This window comes from Nitratiruptor sp. YY09-18, assembly GCF_016593235.1.
In the GTDB taxonomy this organism is placed as follows: Bacteria; Campylobacterota; Campylobacteria; order Campylobacterales; family Nitratiruptoraceae; genus Nitratiruptor.
In genome coordinates this window covers 1,346,040-1,368,396 of the sequence record NZ_AP023065.1, presented here as the reverse complement: position 1 = coordinate 1,368,396, position 22,357 = coordinate 1,346,040, and the positions used below count along the sequence as shown (strand labels likewise).

General features: G+C 40.7%; 18 protein-coding genes. 10 read left to right on the top strand and 8 right to left on the bottom strand.

What is annotated here, in order from left to right:
• The first annotated feature begins 50 nt into the window (after positions 1-50).
• Positions 51-275, top strand: coding sequence for a hypothetical protein (locus JG734_RS07300; RefSeq protein WP_201332631.1), 225 nt, complete (start codon positions 51-53; stop codon positions 273-275).
• Here JG734_RS07300 and JG734_RS07295 read toward each other — a convergent pair.
• Genes JG734_RS07295 through JG734_RS07275 form a run of 5 tightly spaced genes read right to left on the bottom strand, consistent with a single transcriptional unit; the run spans position 265 to position 8,959 of the window.
• Positions 265-2,172, bottom strand: a complete 1,908-nt coding sequence (locus JG734_RS07295) for a ferredoxin--nitrite reductase (RefSeq protein WP_201332630.1) — start codon at positions 2,170-2,172, stop codon at positions 265-267. The genes JG734_RS07300 and JG734_RS07295 overlap by 11 nt on opposite strands.
• Positions 2,169-4,445 (bottom strand): molybdopterin oxidoreductase family protein, encoded by a 2,277-nt coding sequence (locus JG734_RS07290; protein WP_201332629.1) that lies wholly within the window; start codon positions 4,443-4,445, stop codon positions 2,169-2,171. The genes JG734_RS07295 and JG734_RS07290 overlap by 4 nt, the downstream gene beginning before the upstream one ends.
• 9 nt (positions 4,446-4,454) lie before the next feature.
• Positions 4,455-6,014 (bottom strand): DmsC/YnfH family molybdoenzyme membrane anchor subunit, encoded by a 1,560-nt coding sequence (locus tag JG734_RS07285; RefSeq protein ID WP_201332628.1) that lies wholly within the window; start codon positions 6,012-6,014, stop codon positions 4,455-4,457.
• A 59-nt stretch (positions 6,015-6,073) separates the two neighbouring features.
• Entirely contained in the window at positions 6,074-7,681 is a 1,608-nt protein-coding gene (locus JG734_RS07280) for a bifunctional protein-serine/threonine kinase/phosphatase (protein ID WP_201332627.1), read from the bottom strand.
• Positions 7,682-8,959 carry a nitrate/nitrite transporter gene (locus tag JG734_RS07275; protein ID WP_201332626.1) on the bottom strand — a complete coding sequence of 426 codons (1,278 nt, stop codon included), beginning with the start codon at positions 8,957-8,959 and terminating at the stop codon, positions 7,682-7,684.
• Positions 8,960-9,152: 193 nt separating this feature from the next.
• Between JG734_RS07275 and JG734_RS07270 the strand changes: the two genes are divergently transcribed.
• Positions 9,153-9,491, top strand: coding sequence for a P-II family nitrogen regulator (locus JG734_RS07270; RefSeq protein WP_201332625.1), 339 nt, complete (start codon positions 9,153-9,155; stop codon positions 9,489-9,491).
• A 24-nt stretch (positions 9,492-9,515) separates the two neighbouring features.
• The gene (locus JG734_RS07265) at positions 9,516-10,742 is read left to right on the top strand and encodes an ammonium transporter (protein WP_201332624.1); all 1,227 of its coding nucleotides are present in this window, start codon (positions 9,516-9,518) and stop codon (positions 10,740-10,742) included.
• A gap of 19 nt (positions 10,743-10,761) precedes the next feature.
• On the opposite strand, the gene JG734_RS07260 is transcribed toward JG734_RS07265, so the two are convergent.
• From JG734_RS07260 to JG734_RS07250, 3 genes are read right to left on the bottom strand one after another with little or no spacing between them, the layout of a single operon-like run.
• Positions 10,762-12,054, bottom strand: coding sequence for a TolC family protein (locus JG734_RS07260; RefSeq protein ID WP_201332623.1), 1,293 nt, complete (start codon positions 12,052-12,054; stop codon positions 10,762-10,764).
• The gene (locus JG734_RS07255) at positions 12,051-13,607 is read right to left on the bottom strand and encodes a DHA2 family efflux MFS transporter permease subunit (protein ID WP_236586828.1); all 1,557 of its coding nucleotides are present in this window, start codon (positions 13,605-13,607) and stop codon (positions 12,051-12,053) included. The genes JG734_RS07260 and JG734_RS07255 overlap by 4 nt, the downstream gene beginning before the upstream one ends.
• Position 13,608: 1 nt before the next feature.
• Positions 13,609-14,724, bottom strand: coding sequence for an HlyD family secretion protein (locus JG734_RS07250; protein ID WP_201332622.1), 1,116 nt, complete (start codon positions 14,722-14,724; stop codon positions 13,609-13,611).
• A 91-nt stretch (positions 14,725-14,815) separates the two neighbouring features.
• On the opposite strand from JG734_RS07250, the gene JG734_RS07245 reads away from it, so the two are divergent.
• The 7 genes from JG734_RS07245 to JG734_RS07215 are packed head-to-tail and all read left to right on the top strand — an operon-like array spanning position 14,816 to position 22,356.
• Positions 14,816-15,400, top strand: a complete 585-nt coding sequence (locus tag JG734_RS07245; RefSeq protein ID WP_201332621.1) for a TetR/AcrR family transcriptional regulator — start codon at positions 14,816-14,818, stop codon at positions 15,398-15,400.
• Entirely contained in the window at positions 15,397-16,257 is an 861-nt protein-coding gene (locus JG734_RS07240; protein WP_201332620.1) for a patatin-like phospholipase family protein, read from the top strand. The genes JG734_RS07245 and JG734_RS07240 overlap by 4 nt, the downstream gene beginning before the upstream one ends.
• Positions 16,254-17,411 carry an HlyD family secretion protein gene (locus JG734_RS07235; protein ID WP_201332619.1) on the top strand — a complete coding sequence of 386 codons (1,158 nt, stop codon included), beginning with the start codon at positions 16,254-16,256 and terminating at the stop codon, positions 17,409-17,411. The genes JG734_RS07240 and JG734_RS07235 overlap by 4 nt, the downstream gene beginning before the upstream one ends.
• Positions 17,411-18,565, top strand: coding sequence for an MFS transporter (locus JG734_RS07230; protein ID WP_236586827.1), 1,155 nt, complete (start codon positions 17,411-17,413; stop codon positions 18,563-18,565). The genes JG734_RS07235 and JG734_RS07230 overlap by 1 nt, the downstream gene beginning before the upstream one ends.
• Positions 18,546-20,165 (top strand): ATP-binding cassette domain-containing protein, encoded by a 1,620-nt coding sequence (locus JG734_RS07225; protein ID WP_201332618.1) that lies wholly within the window; start codon positions 18,546-18,548, stop codon positions 20,163-20,165. Before JG734_RS07230 ends, JG734_RS07225 begins: the two co-directional genes overlap by 20 nt.
• A complete protein-coding gene (locus tag JG734_RS07220; protein WP_201332617.1) occupies positions 20,162-21,277 on the top strand; it encodes an ABC transporter permease in 1,116 nt (371 codons plus the stop codon). Before JG734_RS07225 ends, JG734_RS07220 begins: the two co-directional genes overlap by 4 nt.
• On the top strand, positions 21,274-22,356 hold the full coding sequence (locus JG734_RS07215) for an ABC transporter permease (protein WP_201332616.1): 1,083 nt from the start codon (positions 21,274-21,276) through the stop codon (positions 22,354-22,356). Before JG734_RS07220 ends, JG734_RS07215 begins: the two co-directional genes overlap by 4 nt.
• Position 22,357 lies beyond the last annotated feature (1 nt).

The following is a 22,357-nucleotide window of genomic DNA, read 5'->3' as shown; positions in this document are numbered from 1 at the left end:
TGTAAAATTTTTAGATATTATAGCTTTTTTAGTCTTATCAAGGAATTAATATGGATATCAATAAAAAGGTTCTGCTCTTAGCCCTTGCAAAAAAGAAGCAAGACGAGAGCTTCAAAGATATTCTTTTGATGCTAGAAAACTCCCACCTCTTTACCCTCAAAGAGGGCAAGAAACTCTTAAAAGAGCTAAGGCAAGAGGAGTTTATCACTGAGGAGAGTCTGACCCTCAAGGGCATCACACTAGCCAAAGATATAGAGCAAGAGTTCAAGGTATAAGTGGTGTGATATCTTGAGAGATTTCACTAAAGACTTGATAGCGCTCAGATAGCTTTGATATTACCATCTTATACACAATATCGCCTAGTTCTTTTGGAATATTTTGATTGATTTTGCATGGATGTAATGGCACTTTGCTTCCCACAGGTTGGAAATTATGAACATCGAGATAGGCCTTGTCAGCTGTAAGATTTTTATATATCTCAAGACCAAAATCAAAGATTTCCAATGGTTCAAACCGTCCTATTGGTTTATGATTACCTAAGCTAAATCGATACTCCAATTCCTCTTTCTCAAGCAGAGCGTTAAACAGCATCAAAAAGCCGATAGCTCCTTTTGAAAATGGTTGTAGCGCTCTTTCAAAGTACTTTTCAAAGTGCTCACCGGGCTTTTTGTGGTTTTTGTATTCAATCATAAGCTGTTTGATCAAATTTTTTGCATAGCGAAGGGGAATCGCTTTTAGGATAGTTTGTGCACCTTCGCCTTTAGCGAGACTGCCTCCAAGTAAAATATCCACTCCATGAATAATTGCACCATTCTCTTTTGCTTTTGCCCCGACAAAGCCGATATCACCCCACTCATGTAGTCCGCAACCCTTTACACATCCGCTCCAATACATGCGTATTTTAGAGTTTTGCAAGGGAACCTCTTTTGTTAAAAAATCTGCCATCGCAATAGCATCCGGTTTATTGGGAATGACACCAAAGCTACACTCATTTTTTCCTGCACAGGCTACAAGATTGTTGAAATAGGGTGAGTGGATATTTTTATATTTTTGAAAAAATGGCTTTGAAAGCATGGATGATCGGTCGGTGATATTGGTAATGTAGAGATTTTGTTCAACACTGAGTCGAATCTCTCCACCATTTTCTTGTGCTATGGTAGCGGCTTCCATCATATCAGTTCCACTGAATATACCACCAGGAACAATTGCATGCAGAGCAAAAGAGCCATTTTTGAGCTGTACGCTTCCCTGGTTGTTATCAAAATGCTCCATCTTACACAGTGTCTCTCCAGCTGTTGTAAACTCCTTTTGACTAAATTCCTCTAAAGCTGCTCGAAAAGCATCCATTCCAATAGCCTCTATCAAAAAGTAGAGCCTGTTTTTGTTTCTGTTGTCCCGAAATCCATAGGTTTGATAAAGCTTAATGAGGTTTTCATAAAATGGAACTACCTCATCGGCTTGTAAAAAAATATTGGCATTTTTGGCTATTTTGCCGACTTTTCCACCTAGATAAACATTGTATCCATAGATGCCATCTTTTATGGCCAGTACAAAACAGGCATCGTGTCCGTATGCGTTACATCGATTCGTGATGGAAGAGGTGATGGAGGTGTTGAACTTTCTTGGAAGTGAGCCGATCCACTCCTCTTTTTTCAAAAAAAGCTCTTGCATCTGCTCTAATATAGGGAAACTTTCAAAAAAGTTATCAAAGGCTAAGCCATCCAAAGGATCGGTTACAATATTTCTAAGATTATCGATACCTGTTTGATAGGTTGTGATACCAACGCTTTTGAGCTTTGCAAAAATTGCCGGCACATCTTCAATGTCAATATGGCGAAGCTCTACTTGCATCCTGGTTGTAAGATCGATATAGTCTTTGCCAAACTCTTTTGCCACTTCACCTAAAACTTTTGCTTGGTTTGGAGTAAGTCTTCCGCAAGGAATGCGCACTCTTAGCATAAACTGCTTTGGAGTGAATTCGTTTTTGTCAAAGAGTCCAAAATATTTTAAAAAGACTGACTTCTCCTCTTTTGTAAGCGAATCATATCCCTTTCGACTTGCTTTCAAAAGTCTCTCATAAGCCTCTTTTGGTGACATCGAGGCTTTGACTTTTTCTACTTTGTTTATTTTTTTGCTTCGTTGCTCATATATTTTTTGTAGCTTTTCTATCATCGCTGCTCCTCTTTTACAGTTACTTTTTGCTTGGTTTCTTTCCTATCAAGCTCAAGTTCTCCTGCTATTTTTACAGTTGGCGTAATACCTCCTGGACACTTCTTTGAGTGAATCTGCACAGCGGTTTGTTTGTAGTTTGGCTCACCACTGATCGGATCAAAAAGGGATTGAGTCAGCGTATTGATAAGCTGCGTGTTATAGTGAAATGGCACAAATACCGTTCCAGGGGCGACAAGCTGGGTTACTCGAACGATTAGATTTTCTATTTTGCCTCTAGGACTTGTGAGCCAGACTTTATCGTAGTTTTTGACTCCAAGCTTTTTTGCATCTTTTGGATTGATATCGATCCAGGCCTGGGGTGCCAAATCATTTAATATCTTGATTTGGCCTGTTTTGGTTCTGGTATGAAAATGCTCCACAGTTCGACCGGTATTGAGAATAAATGGAAACTCTTTGTTTGGCGTCTCTTCCAGTGGCTTAAACTCGGCACAGATAAATCGTGCCTTGCCATCTTTGTGCATAAACTTCATATCTTCACCATAAAGACGTTTACAGCCATTGGGATACTGTTCATTGCAAGGCCACTGGATCCCTCCAAGGGATTCGATCTTTTCATAGTTCATGCCACTATAATCACAAAGTCTGCCTCTACTAATCTTTCTTATCTCTTCAAAGGCATCTTTTGGCTCTTTCCATCCGCCAAAGAGTCTATCATGCCTTTGAAAGTATTTGCTAAACTCCAAAACAATCTCAAAATCGCTTTTACTCATAGCTGGAGGCTCAACTGCTTTGTTGGCTTTATTACAGCGTCGCTCACTATTGGTATAGCATCCTTCCTTTTCTCCCCATGTAGCCGCCGCAAAGACAATATCTGCAATTTGTGCGGTATCACTCATAAATGCATCTTGCACAAGCAAGAAATCCAGTTTTTTCAAAGCTTTGCGTAATCGCTTTTGATTTGGAAAACTTACAAGCGGATTGGTGCAAACAACCCAAAGTCCTTTGATCTCCTCTTTTTCTATCGCTTCAATAATTTCGGCATATTTGTAGCCTCTGGAGTCTGGTATCCACTCAACTGGCACATCGATGAGTTTTGCAAACTCTTTTCTATCTTGATGACTTTCAAACTTTCTATATCCAGGAATCGATGAGGTAAATCCAAACTCTCTTGTTCCCATGGCGTTGCACTGACCGGTTATGCTAAAAGCTCCCGTTCCCTCTTTGCCGATATTGCCTGTCATAAGAGCTAAATTATTGATCGCACTGACTGTATCGGTGCCTTGTGCTGATTGGTTGATACCCATCGTCCAGCAAATAAGGCTTTTATTGTTTGCAAAAAGCTGTGCCAATCGATACAGCGTCTTTGTATCAATACCTGTAAGGTGAGCAACTTCAGCCGGCTTGTATGATTGGATATGTTTGACAAATTCTCTCCAGCCATTAGTTCTTGATGTGATAAACTTCTCATCAAACCATCCCTGCTCCCATATGATGTAGGCTAAGCCATTAAAAAGTGCCAGATCTGTTCTTGGTTTGATTGGCAGATAAATATCAGCAAGCTGGCTTGTTTTGCTGCGTCTTGGATCAATGACCACAACTGTTTTATTGTTTCTGTTTTTCATCAAATGATGGACGATAATTGGGTGATTGTCCGCCAAATTTGCTCCAACGACAAAGACAACTTCTGCTTTTGCAATATCTGCGTAACTTGCAACCGGCCCATCGCTTCTAAAGCTTTGCTTGTATCCGCTTACCGCACTTGCCATGCAAAGTGTCGTGTTCCCATCGTAATTTCTAGTATCAAGTCCAAGTTGCACAAACTTGCCAAGAGCGTAAAACTCTTCAGTTAAAAGCTGTCCGGTTGAAATGACTGCAAAACTGTTTTTACCATAGGTTGACTGTATTGTTTTGATACGCTTTGCTGCTTCACTGAAAGCTTCATTCCAGCCAACATTTTCGAGGCGTCCACCTTTTTTGATTTTTGGATATAAAACTCTATTTTGTGCATAGAGCATCTGATGCTCACTCATCCCCTTTGGACAAAGAGTGCCGATATTGACTGGGTGCATAGGATTTCCTTTGGTAAAGACGGCTTTTTTATCTTTCACACCAATATAAAGTCCGCATCCAACCCCACAATATCCGCAGGTCGATCTCACCCAAAAATCAGGCTTTTTCGCTTTTGGCACCTTACCAAAAACCCGATCATCTACCATTGTATTTTCAGCTTGTTTTACATCAAATCCTAAAAAGTCTTTTATTTTTTGTATCATTTCCTCTCCTTATGGTCTCTGAGCACCAGCAAAAAAGTTGCCCGGCATGCCTGTTTTGATGGCCGTTGTATAAAAAAGGAGTCTCCCCACTATTTCGCTTGCAAATCCCAAAAGAACTGCCGATAACACAAACAAAAAGGCAAAACCGATTGAACCTGCATTGAGTGCAATTATGGATAGAAGCGGCAAAAGAAGCGCTGCTATTGGCAAAGAGGCTTTTCTAAATCTGTACAGATTTGCAAAACTGCTTTGTAGAAGCTTTTTTGCTTTTTGGATCTGGTAGTTGTTTTTTTCATACAATTTTTGTGATTCCAAGAAGAGATATAGGTGCATGGCTCCAAGCAAAATTGTAAAGACAAGCAAAATATTGGCTACTTCACTCCATCCTTGAATAATTGCCATAAGAGCTAAAAGAGTTGTTGCAATGTAGCCTGTTGTAAAAAAGGTATAGGTTGTCAAAACAGTATTCCAGGTTGGTTTGGCCGGAATCCTATAGATCATCGATTGGGCATATATCCCATAGATTCCTATACCAAGGATGAGTGCTTCAAGAAAAAGGCGAAAAAATCCATCGATATGAAAGTAATAAAGCAGCGCAACAATACCAATACCTTCTGCAAAAACGCCAAGGGCTGCGGCTTCTTTGCTAAGCCATGAGGTTTTGATATTTTTCATTGCACTTAATGCCTTGAAAGGGCGCCCAAGATGCAGAGCCGATAGAGGCAGACCTATGGCACTAAGCATAAAAACAACAAAAGCCATTGTAAAACTTGGGCTTGGTAAAGCGGTGAATTTACTTCCAAGATCACCTAAAAAAATGGCTCCAAATCCAATGAGACTGATTTGGGTAAAGACCGTCATAAAGACAAGCGGCCACTCTTTGTTGGCTGGTTTGATGAGATCTTTGTCCATAGGCTCAAGCTTTTCAGGCAAATTTTCAGGAAGAGTAAATCTTGTGGTAGATCCGGTTACTCTTGCATCAATAAGCCCCGGTGCATTTGCTTCTTGATCGATTTTTCCGTCTAACCATTCATCGATATTGACAACCTCTATCTCGATGGCTCCTTCAGGGCAGGCTTGCACGCAAGACGGTGTCTGGTTGACTTCAATACGCTCATAGCACATATGGCACTTTGTGACGATATGGCGCTTCGTATCAAAAACGGGGACATCATAGGGACAGTTCCAGGTGCAGTATTGGCATCCGATGCAGGCTTCATCATCGTGTATAACGATACCGTTGTCTATTTTTATATAACTGTTTGTAGGACAGCCTTTGAGACATGCCGGATCGATGCAGTGGTTGCAGCTCATCGATAAAAACATCTGCAATACATTTGGAAATTCTCCTCCCTCAACCTCTCCGACTCTTCTCCATTTAACTTCGGCTGGATTGTTGTTTTGTTCATTGCACGCCACTTCACAGCAGTGGCATCCGATACATTTGGTTGCATCAAAATGGAAGCGATACTGCTCATTCTCTTTGAGTGGCGGCAGATCGATGGAGTAGCTCCCACACTGCATACCGGTAGTGGCTTTATAGTTGATAAAGCTCTCAACTGCACTCATCTGTGCTCCTTCAATTGCTTTAAGCTATTTTATGGAAAAATATTCAAAAAAGTTGTATATTATTTGAGCAATAAAAAGAGGAGAATGCAGTTGATGAAAAAAGAGATAATGAATGCAGCTTTGTAAACTTTTACTGGTTCTCTCTCTATAAGTGATGCAGATGGATCAAAATAGGGTTTGACTTTTTTGGGATTTTCAAGCTCATACATCATTTCGCTGTAGTGTTTATAGCGTCTCTTTTTATCCCGTTCAATCGCTCGCATAATAACTGACTCTAACCAAAGAGGTACTTTTTTATTAAAATGGGTTACTGGTTTTGGTTTTTTAAAAGTTGGTTTTTGAAATGGCTCTATCTCACCGTATGGATAGTGCTTAGTTAGAGACAGATAGAGCGTTACTCCTATTGCGAAAATTTCACTCGATTCACTGATCGCCTCACCCCTGAAACGTTCGGGAGCCAAAAAGCTTGGAGTACCGGCGCGATTGGCTATGGAAAAGATCTCAACAATTGAGCCAAAATCGACCAGTTTGAAGGTCGCTTTTTCTTTTCTTTGCTTAATGATGATATTTTCAGGTTTGATATCTCCATGAACGAGGTTGTATTTGAGAAGATACTGGGTGCTTTTGAGCAAAAATTTGCCAAGATCGATCGCTTCATCTACATGTAAAGGGCGTTTTTTGATCCGTTTGGTCAGTGTCTCACCCTCTATATATTCCATGATATAGTATCGATAGCTTCTTTTTTTTGGAATAACGGCCTTTGGGAAAAAACCGGCATTGAGTCTCGTGGCATTCCATGCTTCTTGTATGAATAGATCGAGCTGTTCTTGATTATCAGTTGCTGCAGCAAATTTCATAACATATTTTTTGCCTTTGTTTTCAACAAGCCAAGTTCTCTCATTCAAAGGTTTGATAAGTCTATATCCATCAATGATTTTATCTTTTTGAAGGCTTTTTGGAATAGGGAGATTCAATTGCTTTAGAGTGCTTTTTTTATCCAGCTCATTGATCTCAATGACAACTACACTTGTATCATCGGGGAGATTATCGTCTACCTTTTTGCTAGCATACTTAATAATAATAGACGCAGCATCAAATCTACTTCTTGTTTGCAATTCATTTTCATCTAAAACTGCCGTAACTCCATCACTGCAAAGCAATATCCTATCTTTTGGATGAATAAAATTTTCAAAAAAGTATGGTTCTACCTCTTTTTCCATTCCAAGAGCCTGCAAAAGAATATGGGAGTTCTCTTCAACGTGATCAAAAGAGAGTTTTTGCAACATGCCATCTCGAAGCAAAAAAATAGGGCTGTCTCCTACATTGGCTCCATAGAGACGATTGCCCTGAATAATGACAATACTAAGCGTGGTTAAAAGCTCTGAACGCTCAAATTGGGCCAAAGACTCTTGGTATAAGATAGCATTGATATTTTTGATAAAAATCTCCAGCGATTTTTCAATGCTCCAGCTTCTTGGTCGCTGTTTGAAATTGTTGAGCATGTAGTTTACTACTCTTTGTGCGGCATCTCTGCCTCCAAGGGCGCTACCCACTCCATCGCAAAGCACCCCTATGACAATATCATCACATCTTTTTACGCCGTAAGCATCATCGCTTTGAAGCTCTTTGCCTTTGGCAAGACCAAAGGCGCTGAGTCTATAACTCATCTATATTCTTCCTCCTGCATGGACTCCCCAGGTCGTTCTCCATCTCGTTTTTACCATACTAAGCCCAATTATAGCCATAGCGGCGATTACAGCAAAGATAAAAAAGCCTGTGCTGTAATTGTTAAAAGCCGCTTTACTCCATCCAAGCGTCTTCACAAGCGCCGTTCCGCCAAGTCCTCCGGCACACCCAACAATTCCGGTCATTATACCCATATCTTTGCCAAATCTTTGTGGCACAAGCTGAAAAACGGCACCGTTTGCCATGCCAAGACTTGCCATAATAAGAAAAAGCACAACAATAGCCATATAAAAATTGTGCACTACGGTTGCATTCAAAAGTGCCAAAAGAGCGACTGCTCCATAAAAAATATAGAGTGATTTTACGCCACCCATCTTATCTGCAATTGCCCCGCCAACAGGTCTCAGCATTGCTCCGGCAAAGATACAAAGAGCCCCGAAATAGCCTGCAATCACCTGCACATTTGGCTCATTCAAAAGCTGCAATCCAATTTGTGCCATCTCATCTTTATAGACATCCATCAAATAGACTTTCATATAGTTGGCAAACCCTACAAATCCACCAAAACTTACTGCATAAAAGAGGCTAAACCACCAAGTGTCCTTGTCTTGCAAAAGTTTGATGTAGTCACTGAGCTTTTTCTTTCTTGGTGTATACACCTCGGGCGGTGCATCCTTTGCCATAATGATATAGGTAACAAGGATAATTGTGGATAAAATGCCGCCAACCAAAAAGACCGCAGGCCATCCCCAAATCTCAGCGATCTTTGGTGCAAAGATGTAGTCAATCACCACGCCTATATTTCCAGCCCCCGCTAGTCCCAAAACAACGCCTTGCAGACGTGGTGGATACCACTGTCCGGCCTGAGGAAGTGCCACCGCAAAGCTGGCTCCTGCAAATCCAAGTCCTACAGCCACCATCAAAAGCTCAGTATAGGTGATCGATTCGCCCCGTAAAAATGCATAAAAAAGTGAAGCGATGACGATGAACTGAGCGATAATCGCTGTCTTTTTAGCTCCAATGTTATCAACCAAAAATCCAAGTACAATTCTCAGTATCGCTCCGCCAAGTATCGGGATAGCAAGCATCGTTGCCTTTTGGTTGGCATCAACTATATAACCATGTTTGGCTAAAGAAGAAGCGATCTCCGTTGCAAGTGGACCTAGCATCGTCCACACCATGAAGCTAAAATCAAAGTACAAAAAGGCTGCGATGAGTGTTGGAAGATGACCTGCAGTTTTGAGTTCATCAAGTTTCATCTTGTTTCCTTTGATGGGATATAAGAAATTGTACAAAAGTTAATAGATATAAATTGTATAAAAAATGATCAAAATGAATTTAACGAGAGAACATTCTATGATAAATACACAAAAGACTACATTTCAGTAAATAAACTTATTGATATCAAAGAGTTTTTCCTTTAAAATAGAGCAAAACAGATGAGGAGAGGATATGAAAAAAATTGAAGCTGTAATTAAGCCTTTTAAGCTTGATGATGTGAAAGAGGCATTGAGTGAGATTGGTATTACTGGTATGACAGTGACTGAAGTCAAAGGGTATGGACGCCAACAAGGTCATACTGAGCTCTATAGGGGGGCGGAATATGTGGTTGATTTCTTGCCAAAGGTCAAAATTGAAGTTGTTGTTACTGCTGATGAGGCCGAACAAGTAATTGAAGCGATTGTCAAAAGTGCGCGTACAGGGAAAATTGGAGATGGGAAAGTTTTTGTGAGTGATATCGAAAAAGTTATCCGTATCCGCACAGGTGAAGAAGACGAAGAGGCAATATAATTAAATATTTTTTAAGGATACAAAATGGAGAAAATTGTAATTGCTGACAATGTCTGGATACTTGTTTCTACTGCTTTTGTACTTCTTATGAGTGTGCCGGCACTTGCACTCTTTTATGGTGGGCTTACAAAAGTCAAAAGCATTCTCAATACCATCATGATGGTGATGGTGGCTTTTGGGATAGTGAGTTTGGTCTGGATAGCCTATGGATACTCGCTCACATTTGGAGGAGATGTCCAAGGCATAATAGGAGATTTGAGGTATTTTTTCCTCCATAGTATCAAACCATCTGATACAGCACCTTCTGCACCAAATCTCTACCACTATCTCTTTATATTTTTTCAGATGACCTTTGCAGCAATTGCCACAGCACTTATGGCTGGAGCATTTGTGGAGAGAATGAAGTTTGGTGCGTGGATTTTAATTTCTTTCCTTTGGTCAACGATCGTCTATTTCCCGGTAGCTCACTGGATCTGGGGTGGTGGCTGGCTTGGAAATATGGGAGTTCTTGATTTTGCAGGTGGGATAGTGTTGCATGAGACCAGTGGACTTGCTGCACTTGTAGGTGCTATTATGCTTGGAAAACGCAAAGAGCCTTTTATGCTTCCCTCCTCTTTGCCACTTGTTGCTATAGGAACAGGGCTTTTGTGGTTTGGATGGTTTGGATTTAACGGTGGAAGCGCACTAGCTCTGAATGCACAAGCTGTAAGTGCAGCATTTGTTACCACTCTAGCAGCGATTGTAGGGGGGCTTGTATGGATGATACTTGAGTGGATCAAGTTTAAAAAGCCTACAAGTCTTGGTCTTTTTACCGGTATCATTGCAGGACTTGCTACAATCACTCCAGCTTCTGGATTTGTAGATATTTTTGGCGGTCTTGTAATTGGGGTAGTAGCTGCTATTGTCTGTTTTTGGGCGGTGGTATATCTCAAGAATAGATTCAAATATGACGATAGTCTCGATGTTTTTGGTGTGCATGGTGTTGGCGGGATGCTAGGAGCTATCTTGCTAGGTATCTTTGCCAAAGAGAATATTGGTGGCGTAAACGGACTATTGTATGGGGGTGGAGTAGGACTTTTGGGTAAAGAGTTCCTGGCTCTGCTTGTCGTTGGCATATACACTGTAGTTTTGAGTTATATAATATTTAAAATTGTAGATAAAATGATTGGACTTCGTGTAAGCCGTGATGATGAGATAGAGGGGCTTGATGAAGCACTCCATGGAGAAAAAGCGTATATCAAAGAGTATTGATAAGAGGTTTTGCCTCTTATCAACGAAGAGCTATTTTTTCAAAATTTTTGAGTCCACCAAGAAGATAGATATAGGCTACTTGATTGAAAATTTGTGCTTCAATTGCAGCCTTTTGCGCTCTTGCCGCTGCAAGATCAGCAATTGAGCGACTGAGTTCATCTGCACTTGCTAATTGATTGTCAAATCTTCCTTGAGTGAGTTTATAGTACTCTAGCTGCGCTTTGACTTGCGATGTTGCGCTTTTGAGTTTTTGCTTGAGTGCTGTGAGCTTGACAAAAGCATTTTCGATATTCGTTGTGATTCTTTGCTTGTACTCTGCTATTTGCAAAGTTGTTGCTGCTTTTTTCATCTTAGCTGCCTCTACTCTTTGCTTATCACTAAAACCAGAAAAGAGATTCCACTGTACTGCTGCTCCTACATAGCTTTGGTCAGCATTGGTAAACCCATCGCCATTAAGAGCCATGCTATCGCCATGCTTTTTAAGCGCAGCGAAGAGTGCGATTTTGGGATAATATGTGCTTTTTGCAAGGATAATATCCTCTTGGTCAATGCCTAAGCTCTTATATAAAGCTAATAGATCCTCTCTTTGCTGGAGGGCACTTTGGAGGATCTGTGATTTTTGTGGCATGGGTAGTGATGTAAGCTCATCGGTAGTAGAAATTTTTATATTGAGAAGATATGAGAGATTATTGAAAAGTGCAGTAATTTGCCCCTTTGTCTGCGTGATATCCGCTGCAATTTTATACTTTTTTGCTTGGATATTGTAGAGTTCGCTTGGAGCTAGCAATCCTTTGTTGTAAAAGCCTTGTGCTTTTTTATATGCGAGATCTATCGCTTTTTTTGCCCTTTGGAGAGCCTGGAGCTTTTGCTTGAGTGCATAGATGGAGCTATAGAGCATCGTAGTTTGCATATAGAGATTTCTTTTGAGATCATCTTTTTTGAGTTTTGCCTTTTCATACTCTAGCTTCGCTTTTTGCGTAGCAGCTGTAATGGCAAAACCACTAAAGAGAGGATAGGTTAGCCGCAGCTCTCCTTGCCACTGCTCCTGTTTGCCCATGGGGAGAGCCATGACAGGGGTGCGTGGCATATGCAGATACATAGTAGGTGTATCTTTGAGATGGATTACTTGGAGTGAAACATCGAGAGTGGGGAGATTTTTGCCTTGGGCAGCTTGTACCATTTTTTTGGAAGCCTCAGTGAGTTTGCCAGCTTGCTGTAAAAGGAGGGAATTGTTTACTTTATGGATTATTTGAATATAGTCTTGGGCAACAAGCGGCAAAAAAAGTGACAATATAGCTAATAATTTTCTCATAGGTTCTCCTTTGGTTTTATCAAAAAGAGCAAAAGTACAAATATCGTACCAAAAACTCCCCAATATCCAGCATGCATGAAGGTGTTGTAAAAGCCGTAGTTAAAACTCATAAACTCTTCGTAGCTGCCAAAAATGATCTTGATCTGCTCCCAGCTGATACCTAAGAGGTTTTGGAGTTTATGCAAGAAATAACCAATATATTCATAGTTTTGCAGCTCATTCATGCGTAAAAAGTGCATATTTTTAAAATATTCCATATTATTGGTAGCAAGAGCCGTGCCAAAACTTCCACCTACAAAGCGAAAGTAGTCCATGAGAACAATTGCTAGTTCGCCTTTATGGGGTGGTGCGCTTTGCATCACCATTACTGTCACAGGAGCAAAGAAGAGTCCCATACCTATACCAAAAGGAATAGTTAAAAGCATTGCTTGATGCATGGGGGTGTAGTAATTGAGTTTTGGCAGCAAAAGCACAGAAGTAATCACATAGACAAAGGCTGCAAGGGCTACAGCCTTTTTGGCTCCGATTTTATCTGCAAGGATGCCTGCAATGGGTGAGAAGATTCCTATAAAGACTGCAAATGCAAAGACGGCTATACCGGCACCCAGAGTAGGGAGCATCTTAATGCGCTCATAGTAAATGGGTAGGAGGTAGAAGTATTGATACATAGAAAAGCCAAGGATAAAAAAGTAGATCATCATTCCATTGAAAAAGTCGGGATTTTTAAACAGTGAAAAATCGATGAGCTTAAATTGGGAGTTGAGTTCTACAAGTGCGTAGAGCAAAAATCCAATGATGGCACACAAGAGGAGAACAATGATAAAGGAGCTGTGAAGCCAGCCATACTGCTGCCCTTTTGAGAGCATGACAAGGAGCGAAACTGTAGCAAAACTAAGGAGTATAAAACTAGTAAAATTGAAGCGTAGCTTTTCAAAGAGACGCTCTCTTGGCAAAAAGATTAATCCGGCTACAAGAAGCAAAATACCTACGGGTACATTGATGAAAAATACCATACGCCAGTTATAAAACTCAGTGAGATATCCACCAATAGTAGGACCCAAAGATGGAGCAAAGCTTACACCAAGTGCAAATATTCCCATAGCCAAACCCTTTTGGTGGGGAGGAAAGTAGCTAAAAATCATGATATGGCTTGTAACCATAATAAAGGCTTCGCCAATGCCTTGTAATACGCGAAAGAGGATCATCTCTTCGAGTGCATTGGAGATGCCGCATGCAAAGGAAGCAGCTGTAAAGAGAGCCACTCCTGCCAAAAAGATCTTTTTTGAGCCAAAATTTTTGATAAGCCACTCAGTAATGAGCAAGCCAATCGCAGCAGCTATCATGTAGCTTGTGATGATCCATTGCACACCATACAGATCGGTAGCAAGTGGTCCGGTAAGTTTGGGAACTATGACATCTACAACAGTCGTATCTAAGATTGCCATAAAAGCACCAACCATTACAATGACAGAGTATATAGCACGCTCAGCAGGAGTTATATACCACGGTTTTTTTCCTTCATCCAAGATGACATCTTCAGCCGGCATCGCCATGCTATCTCCTCTCTATTGCCACAGTTGCACCCATACCTGCACGAAGTCCTTCGATATTATCAAGCTTTATGCGTACTTTGAAGCGCTGGTCGAGCTTCGTGAACTCGCCGCTTGCTATATCGCGAGGCACCAAGCTAAAAGTGGCTGCAGATGTAGGAGCAATCGATTCAACAACACCATTATATGTTTTATCCGGCACTGCATCTACTTCTATTTTTACGCTATTGCCGGGTTTAACTCCGTGCATCTTTTTTTCTGAAAGCAGCACTTCGCAGTAAAGCTTCATAGGATCTGTAATAGCATAGACAGGACTACCTTTTTTGATCACTTTTGGAGCATCAAAAAACTTCTTGGCAATAACTCCATCAAATGGAGCAAAGAGCTTTGTGTAGGAGATTTTGAGATTGAGTTCATCGATTGTGCTAGCCAGGGCGGCTTTCTCTTTTGTGAGTGATGCGATCTGTTTAGCAAGCTCTTTGATAGAATTTTTTTGGTTTTTTGCAATTTTTGCTCTGTTGCCTAGCTCTTGCTGCTTGATGTGCAGTGCTTCTATAGCTTTTTGCATCGCTTTGAGCTCTTTTTGGAGTGCAACTCTTTGCGTATGGATAGTCTCATATTTTTCTCTTGCTATAAGTCTTTTTTGCAAGAGGACTTTGAAACGCTGCTCATCTTTTGCAATTTTTTCCAGTTTTGCCCCCAAAGCCTCGCATTGTGCATTTTTTGCTGCTATCTCTTTACCAAGAGCCTCTATCTCTTGATCTGCTATCAGGCTTTGGAGAGTAAGGTTTTTTTGCACTCTTACGCGCTTAAGCTGCAAAGCCTCTATCTTTTTTTCAAGTGCCTCTTTTTTATGCATTAATTTCTCTTTTGCTTTCAGAAAGTCGGTAGGATCAATTTGCGCTAGCACTTCACCTTTTTTGATCTTTTGGTGCTCATTTTTATTCATTGCAATCACTTTGCCACCAACTTTGAAACTAAGCAGTGCTAGATCATCACTTTTGATAAATGCTGCGTCACTGACAGCATTGACTTTTCTATAGTGCAGATAATCAAATCCAAGCCATCCAAAAAAGATTAGAAGTAAAATGATTATAATTGAGCCGATCTTTTTGCTCATTGCTACCCTTGTGAATGAGATTCACAAAAATGATATATAATTTTTCATTAAGAATGGCTGAGATATAATGATTGCAAATGAAGAGGCATTGATGAAAGAGATACTAAAGCTTAAAGTCCAAGCAACAAAACGCAAGATATTTCTTGAAGAGATCTCCAATTTGATCGAAAAAGAGGGATTTGCACAGCTCAAAATGCAAGATATTGCCAAATATCTTGGAATATCAGTGGGGGCATTGTATAAGATTTTTGCTTCTAAAGAGGATCTCTTTTTAGCTTACGTTGAGTATCAGATAAAGAAGTTTCATGCATTGCTCAAAGAGCACACAAAAAATATCGAAGATCCTCTACAGTGTCTACAAATTTATGTGAGGTTGAAATTTGAGGTATTTCAACAAAAAAGAAGAGCGATTGAAGATCCATTGATGGGTGATCCGTTCTATTTTCTCAAAATGGAAAAGAGACAATATGCTCTTATTGAGCCAATTCATAAAATGGTTGCATCGTGGTTTGCGAAGATGCATGTGCATAAGCCTTTGAAAGAGGAGAACTTTTTGAAGCTCGCATATCTCTTTAACTCTTTTACTAACGGTTATGTAGAGTATTGGCTCATCCATGGTGAGGATCTGCGCCCAACAAAAGTTGTGGAGCTCTTTTTGCAAGGTGTGCAACAATGAAAAAGATCGCTTTAGTACTTGGTAGCGGGGGAGCGCGAGGATATGCCCATATTGGCGCTATAGAGGAGCTTGCGAAGCATTTTGAGATTACTGCTATTAGTGGTGCTTCTATGGGTGCTCTCATTGGAGGTCTTTGGGCTGCTGGAAAATTGGATGAATATAAAGAGTGGGTTTTGGGGCTTGATGCATTTGATGTGATGAAGCTTTTAGATTTTTCCTTTGATAAGCGCGGTCTTGTGGGCGGAGATCGTGTGATGAGAAAACTTAGGCAGATTATGGGAGATGTCAAAATAGAAGATCTTTCTATCAATTATACAGCTGTTGCTACTGATCTTAAGCGCAATAGGGAGGTATGGTTCCAAGAAGGTGATCTCTTGGAAGCTATCCGCGCTTCTATTGCTATTCCTTCCTTTTTTACGCCTATTGAAAAAGAGGGAATGCTTTTAGTAGATGGAGGTATTTTGAATCCGTTGCCAGTAGCCCCTACTATGGCATCTCCTAGTGATTTAACTATAGCAGTATCGTTGCTTGGAGAAGGAGAACCGCCAAAGGTTAAAATACCGAATGAGGTAATACAAAAAGAGTCGAAGCTTGAGGTAATTGCAAATGATATGGTAGAAAAGGCGAGAAAAATTTTTGAAGATAAACAAGATGAGTATCATCTTTTTGATATTATCGATATGACCATTGATTCTATGCAAAGAACCCTTTCAAACTACCGCATTGGCGGCTATCCTCCAGATGTATTGATTGAGATACCAAAAAGCATCGCTGGAACACTTGATTTTCATAAAGCTTATGAGATCATTGAGATTGGACGACAAAAGACTCAAGAAGTATTAAAGGATCTAGTATGAAAATAGTCCAAAAATATTGGGTTGGCTTTTTTGCTTTAGCTCTTTTTATAGTAGCTGCACTGCTTATTTATATCAAACTCCACCCAAAAGAGTTGCCACCAAACTTAATCGAAGGGGTTGGGAGATTTGATGGCGATCTTGTCAATCTCAATACTAAATATCCTGGGAGAGTGGCAAGGATATTCTTCGATGATGGAGATGCAATCAAAAAAGGTGATGTAATAGCTGTTTTAGAGAGCAAAGAGTTTCAAAAGCAAAAAGAGGCTCTTCAAAAGCAGATAGAAGCAAAGCAAAAAGAGCTCAAAGTCAAAGAGATTGAGCTTAGAATCAATGAGACGAAGATTCCCGAGCTTCTTAAAAAAGCCATATTAGCTTTTCGAGCAAAAGAGAAGCAGCTCCAAGAGCTCCAAAGCGCTATAGCTTCGCAAAAGGAGGTCGCAGCACAAGATCAGAAAGACTATCTGCGTATCAAAGATCTCTATAAAAAAAGGCTGATCCAAAGACACAAATTGGAAGAGATTACACTTAAATACAAAACAGATAGAAACAAGCTGCAAGCACTCAAAGCAAAAAAAGCACAACTTCTCCAAGCCATCGCTATCGCTAGAAGCGATGTAGTGGATGCAAAGGCTGCTCAAAAGAGTCTCGATGCTTTACGTGAGGCGGTTGCAGGGCTCAAAAAAGGGATCGAAGCTCTCAAAGCACAAAAAGGACAGATCGAAGCTATCATCGCAGAGCTTACTCTCAAAAGTCCCCTGGATGGATATGTGGTGGAAAAAATTGCAAATAGTGGCGAAGTATTGGGTGCTGGTATGCCAATAGCAACGCTCATCGATCCAAAAACACTCTATCTCAAAATATATGTCGATACGCTCTCCAACGGCAAAATCAAGCTACACGATAAGGCAGTGATATTTTTGGATGCCTATCCCAATAGACCAATTGCGGCTGAGGTGGTACGCATAGCGCAAAAAGCAGAATTTACTCCCAAAGAGGTAGCTGTAAGGAGTGACAGGATCCAAAGGGTCTATGCAGTACATCTCAAGCCTCTCAAGCCAGATCCTTTGCTAAAACTCGGACTTCCAGCAATCGGAGTCATATCTCTTGATGGAAAAGGACTTCCAAAATCACTCGATGAGATTCCGGAGCTTTGATGAAGGAAATTGACCGCAATGTAGTCATATTGGGCTTTGTAAGCTTCTTTACGGATATGGCTACAGCTATGATCAATCCAATTTTGCCGATTTTTGTGGTAGTGGTGCTTCACGAAGGGGTCGATAAGCTTGGAATTATTGTAGCTATTGCTACCTTTGTCTCGTATGCTCTGCGTCTACTCTCTGGTTTCATTAGCGATCGCTATGGAATTGTCAAGCCTTTGGTTGTGAGTGGATATGCGCTCTCAGCTTTGAGTAAACCTCTCATAGGGTTTTCACATAGCTACAAAAGTGTTGCAGCTTTGAGGGGAGCAGAGCGTCTTGGCAAGGCGTTGCGTAGTGCGCCAAAAGATGTTTTGATAGCAAGTTTTAGTAAGAAAAAGAGTATCGGTAAAACTTTTGGTTTTCATAAGACACTTGATATCGCAGGGGAGTTTACAGGAACGCTTCTTGCCTTTTTTCTTCTGTGGAAACTTGGAGAGAGTGGGGAGGTTTTTCGCTCCATTTTTTTCTTTACCATAATTCCCGGACTCATAGGTCTTATTTTAGTGATATTTTTTGTCAAAGATGTGCCCAAAAAGCCAAAATCCCAGAAGTTTCGCATCACTGCAAAAGATAAGCGTGTTATTAGGATGCTTCTTTTTTATTTTCTCTTTATCTTTTTCATGTGGAGTGATGCTTTTTTGACATTGCAAGCAAAGAGTGTAGGGGTTGCTGTGATGATCATTCCTCTGCTGTTTGCTATCTCTACAGGTACCCAAACGCTTACCAGCTATCTTTTGGGAGCTTTTATTGATAATGTGGGAGCGCTCAAGATCATGGCTTTTGGCTTTATCAGTGGGATTATTTCACTTGTGCTGCTCTTTTTGCAAAGGCCATTGCTTACGTGGATAGCTTTTGCCTTTTTTGGACTCTTTACCGTAGCAACTCTTAATGCCACAAGAGCCTATATAGCCATGCAAAGTGATAATAAAGGTTCAGTCTATGGGGTATTTTATGCAGGAGTCGCTCTCTTTGGAGCGCTTGGTGCTTATGTGTGTGGACTACTTTGGGAGCATTTTGGTATGCATGCCGCTCTTGTTTTCTCACTTATTGGAACTACTGCACTGTTACTGCTCTTTGTAGGGAAAAATTATGGCGCTCTTAGAGGTTAAGAATGTTACAGTTCGCTACAAAAAGCGCGTAGGTATCGCTCATGCTAGCCTTGAAGCACAAAGAGGAGAGATTGTAGGCTTCATTGGAGCAGATGGAGCTGGCAAAAGTTCGCTTATGCATGCAATTGCTGGAGTGATACCTTTTGAAGGGGAAGTGCGCTTTGGTGATGTGACATACCATTCACCCAAAGAGGCTGAAAAAATCAAAAAAGATATAGGCCTCATGCCGCAAGGCCTGGGACTTGTGCTCTATGATACACTGAGTGTCGGCGAGCATCTCGATTTTTTCACGGATATTAGGAGCCTAAAAAAGGATGAGAAATTTTACGCTTATCGTCAGCGACTTCTTGAAATGGCAGGATTGGCAGAGTTTACAGATAGACTTGCTGGAAATTTGAGTGGTGGGATGCGTCAAAAACTCTCACTTATTTGCACTCTCTTGCATCGGCCAAAACTGCTACTGCTTGATGAGCCAACGACGGGAGTCGATCCCCTCAGCCGTCTTGAGCTTTGGGAAATTCTCGATAATATTCGCAAAGAAGAGGGGACCATTGCACTAGTAAGCACAGCCTATATGCAAGAGGCACAAAAGATGGATAAGGTATTGCTTTTTGAAGAGGGTAGCATCATTGCAAGTGGCAAGGCAGAGGAGTTAGTGGATTCAATTAAAGAGTATGTCTACGAGCCAACAGAGTGCCAAGAGTGCTTTACAATCCATGGGAAGACCTATTCGCTTCAACCCTTGCCAGCAAAGCATAAAGAAGCAACCCTCGAAGATATATTCTTTGTAAGCGCCTTACAGCACAACAAAATCCCTCCAAAGATTGAGATTGCCGAGCGTAAAGTTGCCATTGAGCTTCCAGAAGTGGTCATGGAGGCACGAGGTCTTACGAAGCGTTTTGGTGATTTCGTGGCAGATGATCATATAGATATGGTGCTCAGGCGTGGTGAGATTTTGGGACTGCTTGGAGCAAATGGTGCTGGCAAGACAACATTTATCAAGATGCTTTTGGGGCTTTACCCAATAGATGAAGGTGAGCTCTATCTTTTAGGAAAACCTATTAAAAGTGGGCAAGATAGACAAGATCTCAAGGCAAAAATTGGCTATGTATCCCAGCGCTTTGCTCTGTATAAAGATCTCACAGTGCGAGAAAATCTCATCTACTTTGCCAATATGCACCAAATTCCTCCTCTTGAAGCGCTTGAGCGCATAGAGCGCTATGCCCATGAGTTAGGATTTGAGAAGTTTATGGATGATTTTCCAACCTCTTTGCCTCTAGGAGTCAATCAGCGTTTTTCGGTAGCAGCTGCGCTTTTGCATGAGCCTGTGGTGCTCTTTTTGGATGAGCCAACAAGTGGTGTAGATGCCATTGCAAGAGCGCAGTTTTGGGAACTTTTGAAGCAGCTAAAACAAAAGTGGGGCATTTCGATTCTTATCACCACACACTATATGAGTGAAGCGGAGTTTTGCGATAGAGTCGTAGTGCTTAAGCGTGGGAAAAAGATCGTTGATGATAGAGTTGAAAATCTATACAAAAAGCATCCTGAAGCTAAAAGTTTTGAGGATATATTTCTTTATTATTATAAGGCAAATCAATGAGATTTCGCACAATCTATGCCTACATGCGCAAAGAGTTTATAGAACTTGTTCGTACAAAACTTATCTATCTGGTCTATCTTGTACCAACAATGATACTCCTTCTCTTTGGATATGGGATACGGCTTGAAGTGACGCATGCAAGAGTGCTACTTATCGATAATGATGCGAGCAAGCTCTCAGCTGAGCTGATAGGAAAATTTGAGCACTCCAAATATTTTGCTCCAACACTCTCTCAAGTGAGTGAGCAAAAGGCCCTGCGCCTCATGAAGCAGGCAAAAATCGATGCAATCGTTATCATCCCAAGCTCCTTTGAAAAGCGCCTGCTCCATGGGCAAAAAAGTGAGATGGGAATTTTTGTGGATGGCTCTTTTCCCATGCGAGCGCTAACCATTCAAAGTTATATAGAAGGAACTATACTCAAAGCTGCCCAAGATATCGGAGCGAAGATGGGTCTCAAGCCAAAAATTGCAATCAACCAGCGCACACTCTTTAACCAGGCAATGCGTGATGAGGATGCGATAGTTCCAGGTCTTATCGGTTTGGTACTTCTGATAGCTCCTGCGCTGCTTTCGACTCTTTTGATTGTCAAAGAGAAAGAGAAAGGCACTATTTTTAATTTTTACGCATCGCCACTTTCAAAGTCTGAGTTTTTGGCTGCAAAATTGATACCCGTATTTCTTTTGCACTCTGTTACTATATTTTTGCTTTTTATCTTAGCACTTTATATCTTTGAAGTCCCCTTTCGAGGAAGTTTCTTCCTCTATTGGGTAGCAAGCGAACTCTATGTGCTCATAAGTCTCTCAATAGGGCTTCTCATCTCTATCATTACAAAGCGCCAGATTGTTGCGGTAGTACTTACTGTTATTGTGACGGTAATTCCTGGATTTTTGTACTCTGGTATCTTGATGCCGATTTCATCGATGAAAGGGGAGTCTTATATCGAAGCACATCTCTTTCCCGTGATGTACTACAACCATATCATTTATGATACATTTCTCATTGGGCAAGGCTTTGCATCGCAAAAAAATATACTCTATCTAGCAATACTTGTAGGATTTTTTCTCCTCTACTTTTTGGTCGGTACACTGCTACTAAAAAAGGAGATGCGATGATACGCTCCTTTATAGTCACTTTTATCAAAGAGATACTCACTTTTTTGCGAATTCCGCTATTGGTTTTGGCTGTGCTTTATTTTTTTACTCTCGATGTCTATATTGCTGGGGCTGGCATAGCGGTAAAACCAAGAAATGTAACGATTGGTTATGTAGACTATACCGGTGGTGGAGTAAGCCAAAAGATCCTTTCACATTTTCATACGCCAGAGTTTAAAAAACCAAAAGCATTTTTAAATGAGCGAAATCTTCGCAAAGCAATATTTAACAAAGATATTATGGTAGGCATTATTTTTGATAGAGAATTTGCCAAAAACTATGCTCAAGGTAAAAAAGCAACCATCAATGTGCTTTTAGACTCTACTGCTGCAGCGCAAAGCTTCATAACGCTTAGTTACTTGCAAAATATCATTTTGGAATTTCAAAAACTGCATCTACCAGTTGAGCTTAAAACCCATAAACTTTTCAATCAAAATGCGGACACGCATATGTTCATATCTCTAGCTGAGCTTCTCTCAGTGATTACGCTCCTAAGTGTCATTCTCACAGCGATGGTTTTTGTGAAAGAGAAAGAGGATGGTACATGGGATCTCATGCTCTTGATGCCTGTGGATGCAAAGATAATAATTTTAGCAAAGAGTCTCTCACAAGTGGTTATCAATCTGATAGGAACGATTATTTCTGTTGGATTTGTAATTCTTTGGGCATTTGATACTCCAATGAATGGCTCTTTTTGGGCTTTTGTGCTTCTTAGTTTTTTCTATATTCTTAGCAGTGCTGGTATTGGGCTTTTCATAGCTGCAGTAGCAAGAGACATTATGCAAGTAGCTCAACTTGCTATTCTCATAATGATGCCAATAATATTTTTGAGTGGTGCTTGGACACCTATTTATGCAATGCATCCAATTTTGCAAAAGCTCTCACTCTTCTCACCTCTTCGCTATTATATTGAAGGAGCGGAGAGTATATTTTTTCGCGGCACTTCATTTGTAGATCTGTGGCCATACTTTGCTGGTGTAATGCTCTTGGGTATTTTACTTTACTACTATGGATTTAAAAAAATTGGAAAGCTTTTTTAGC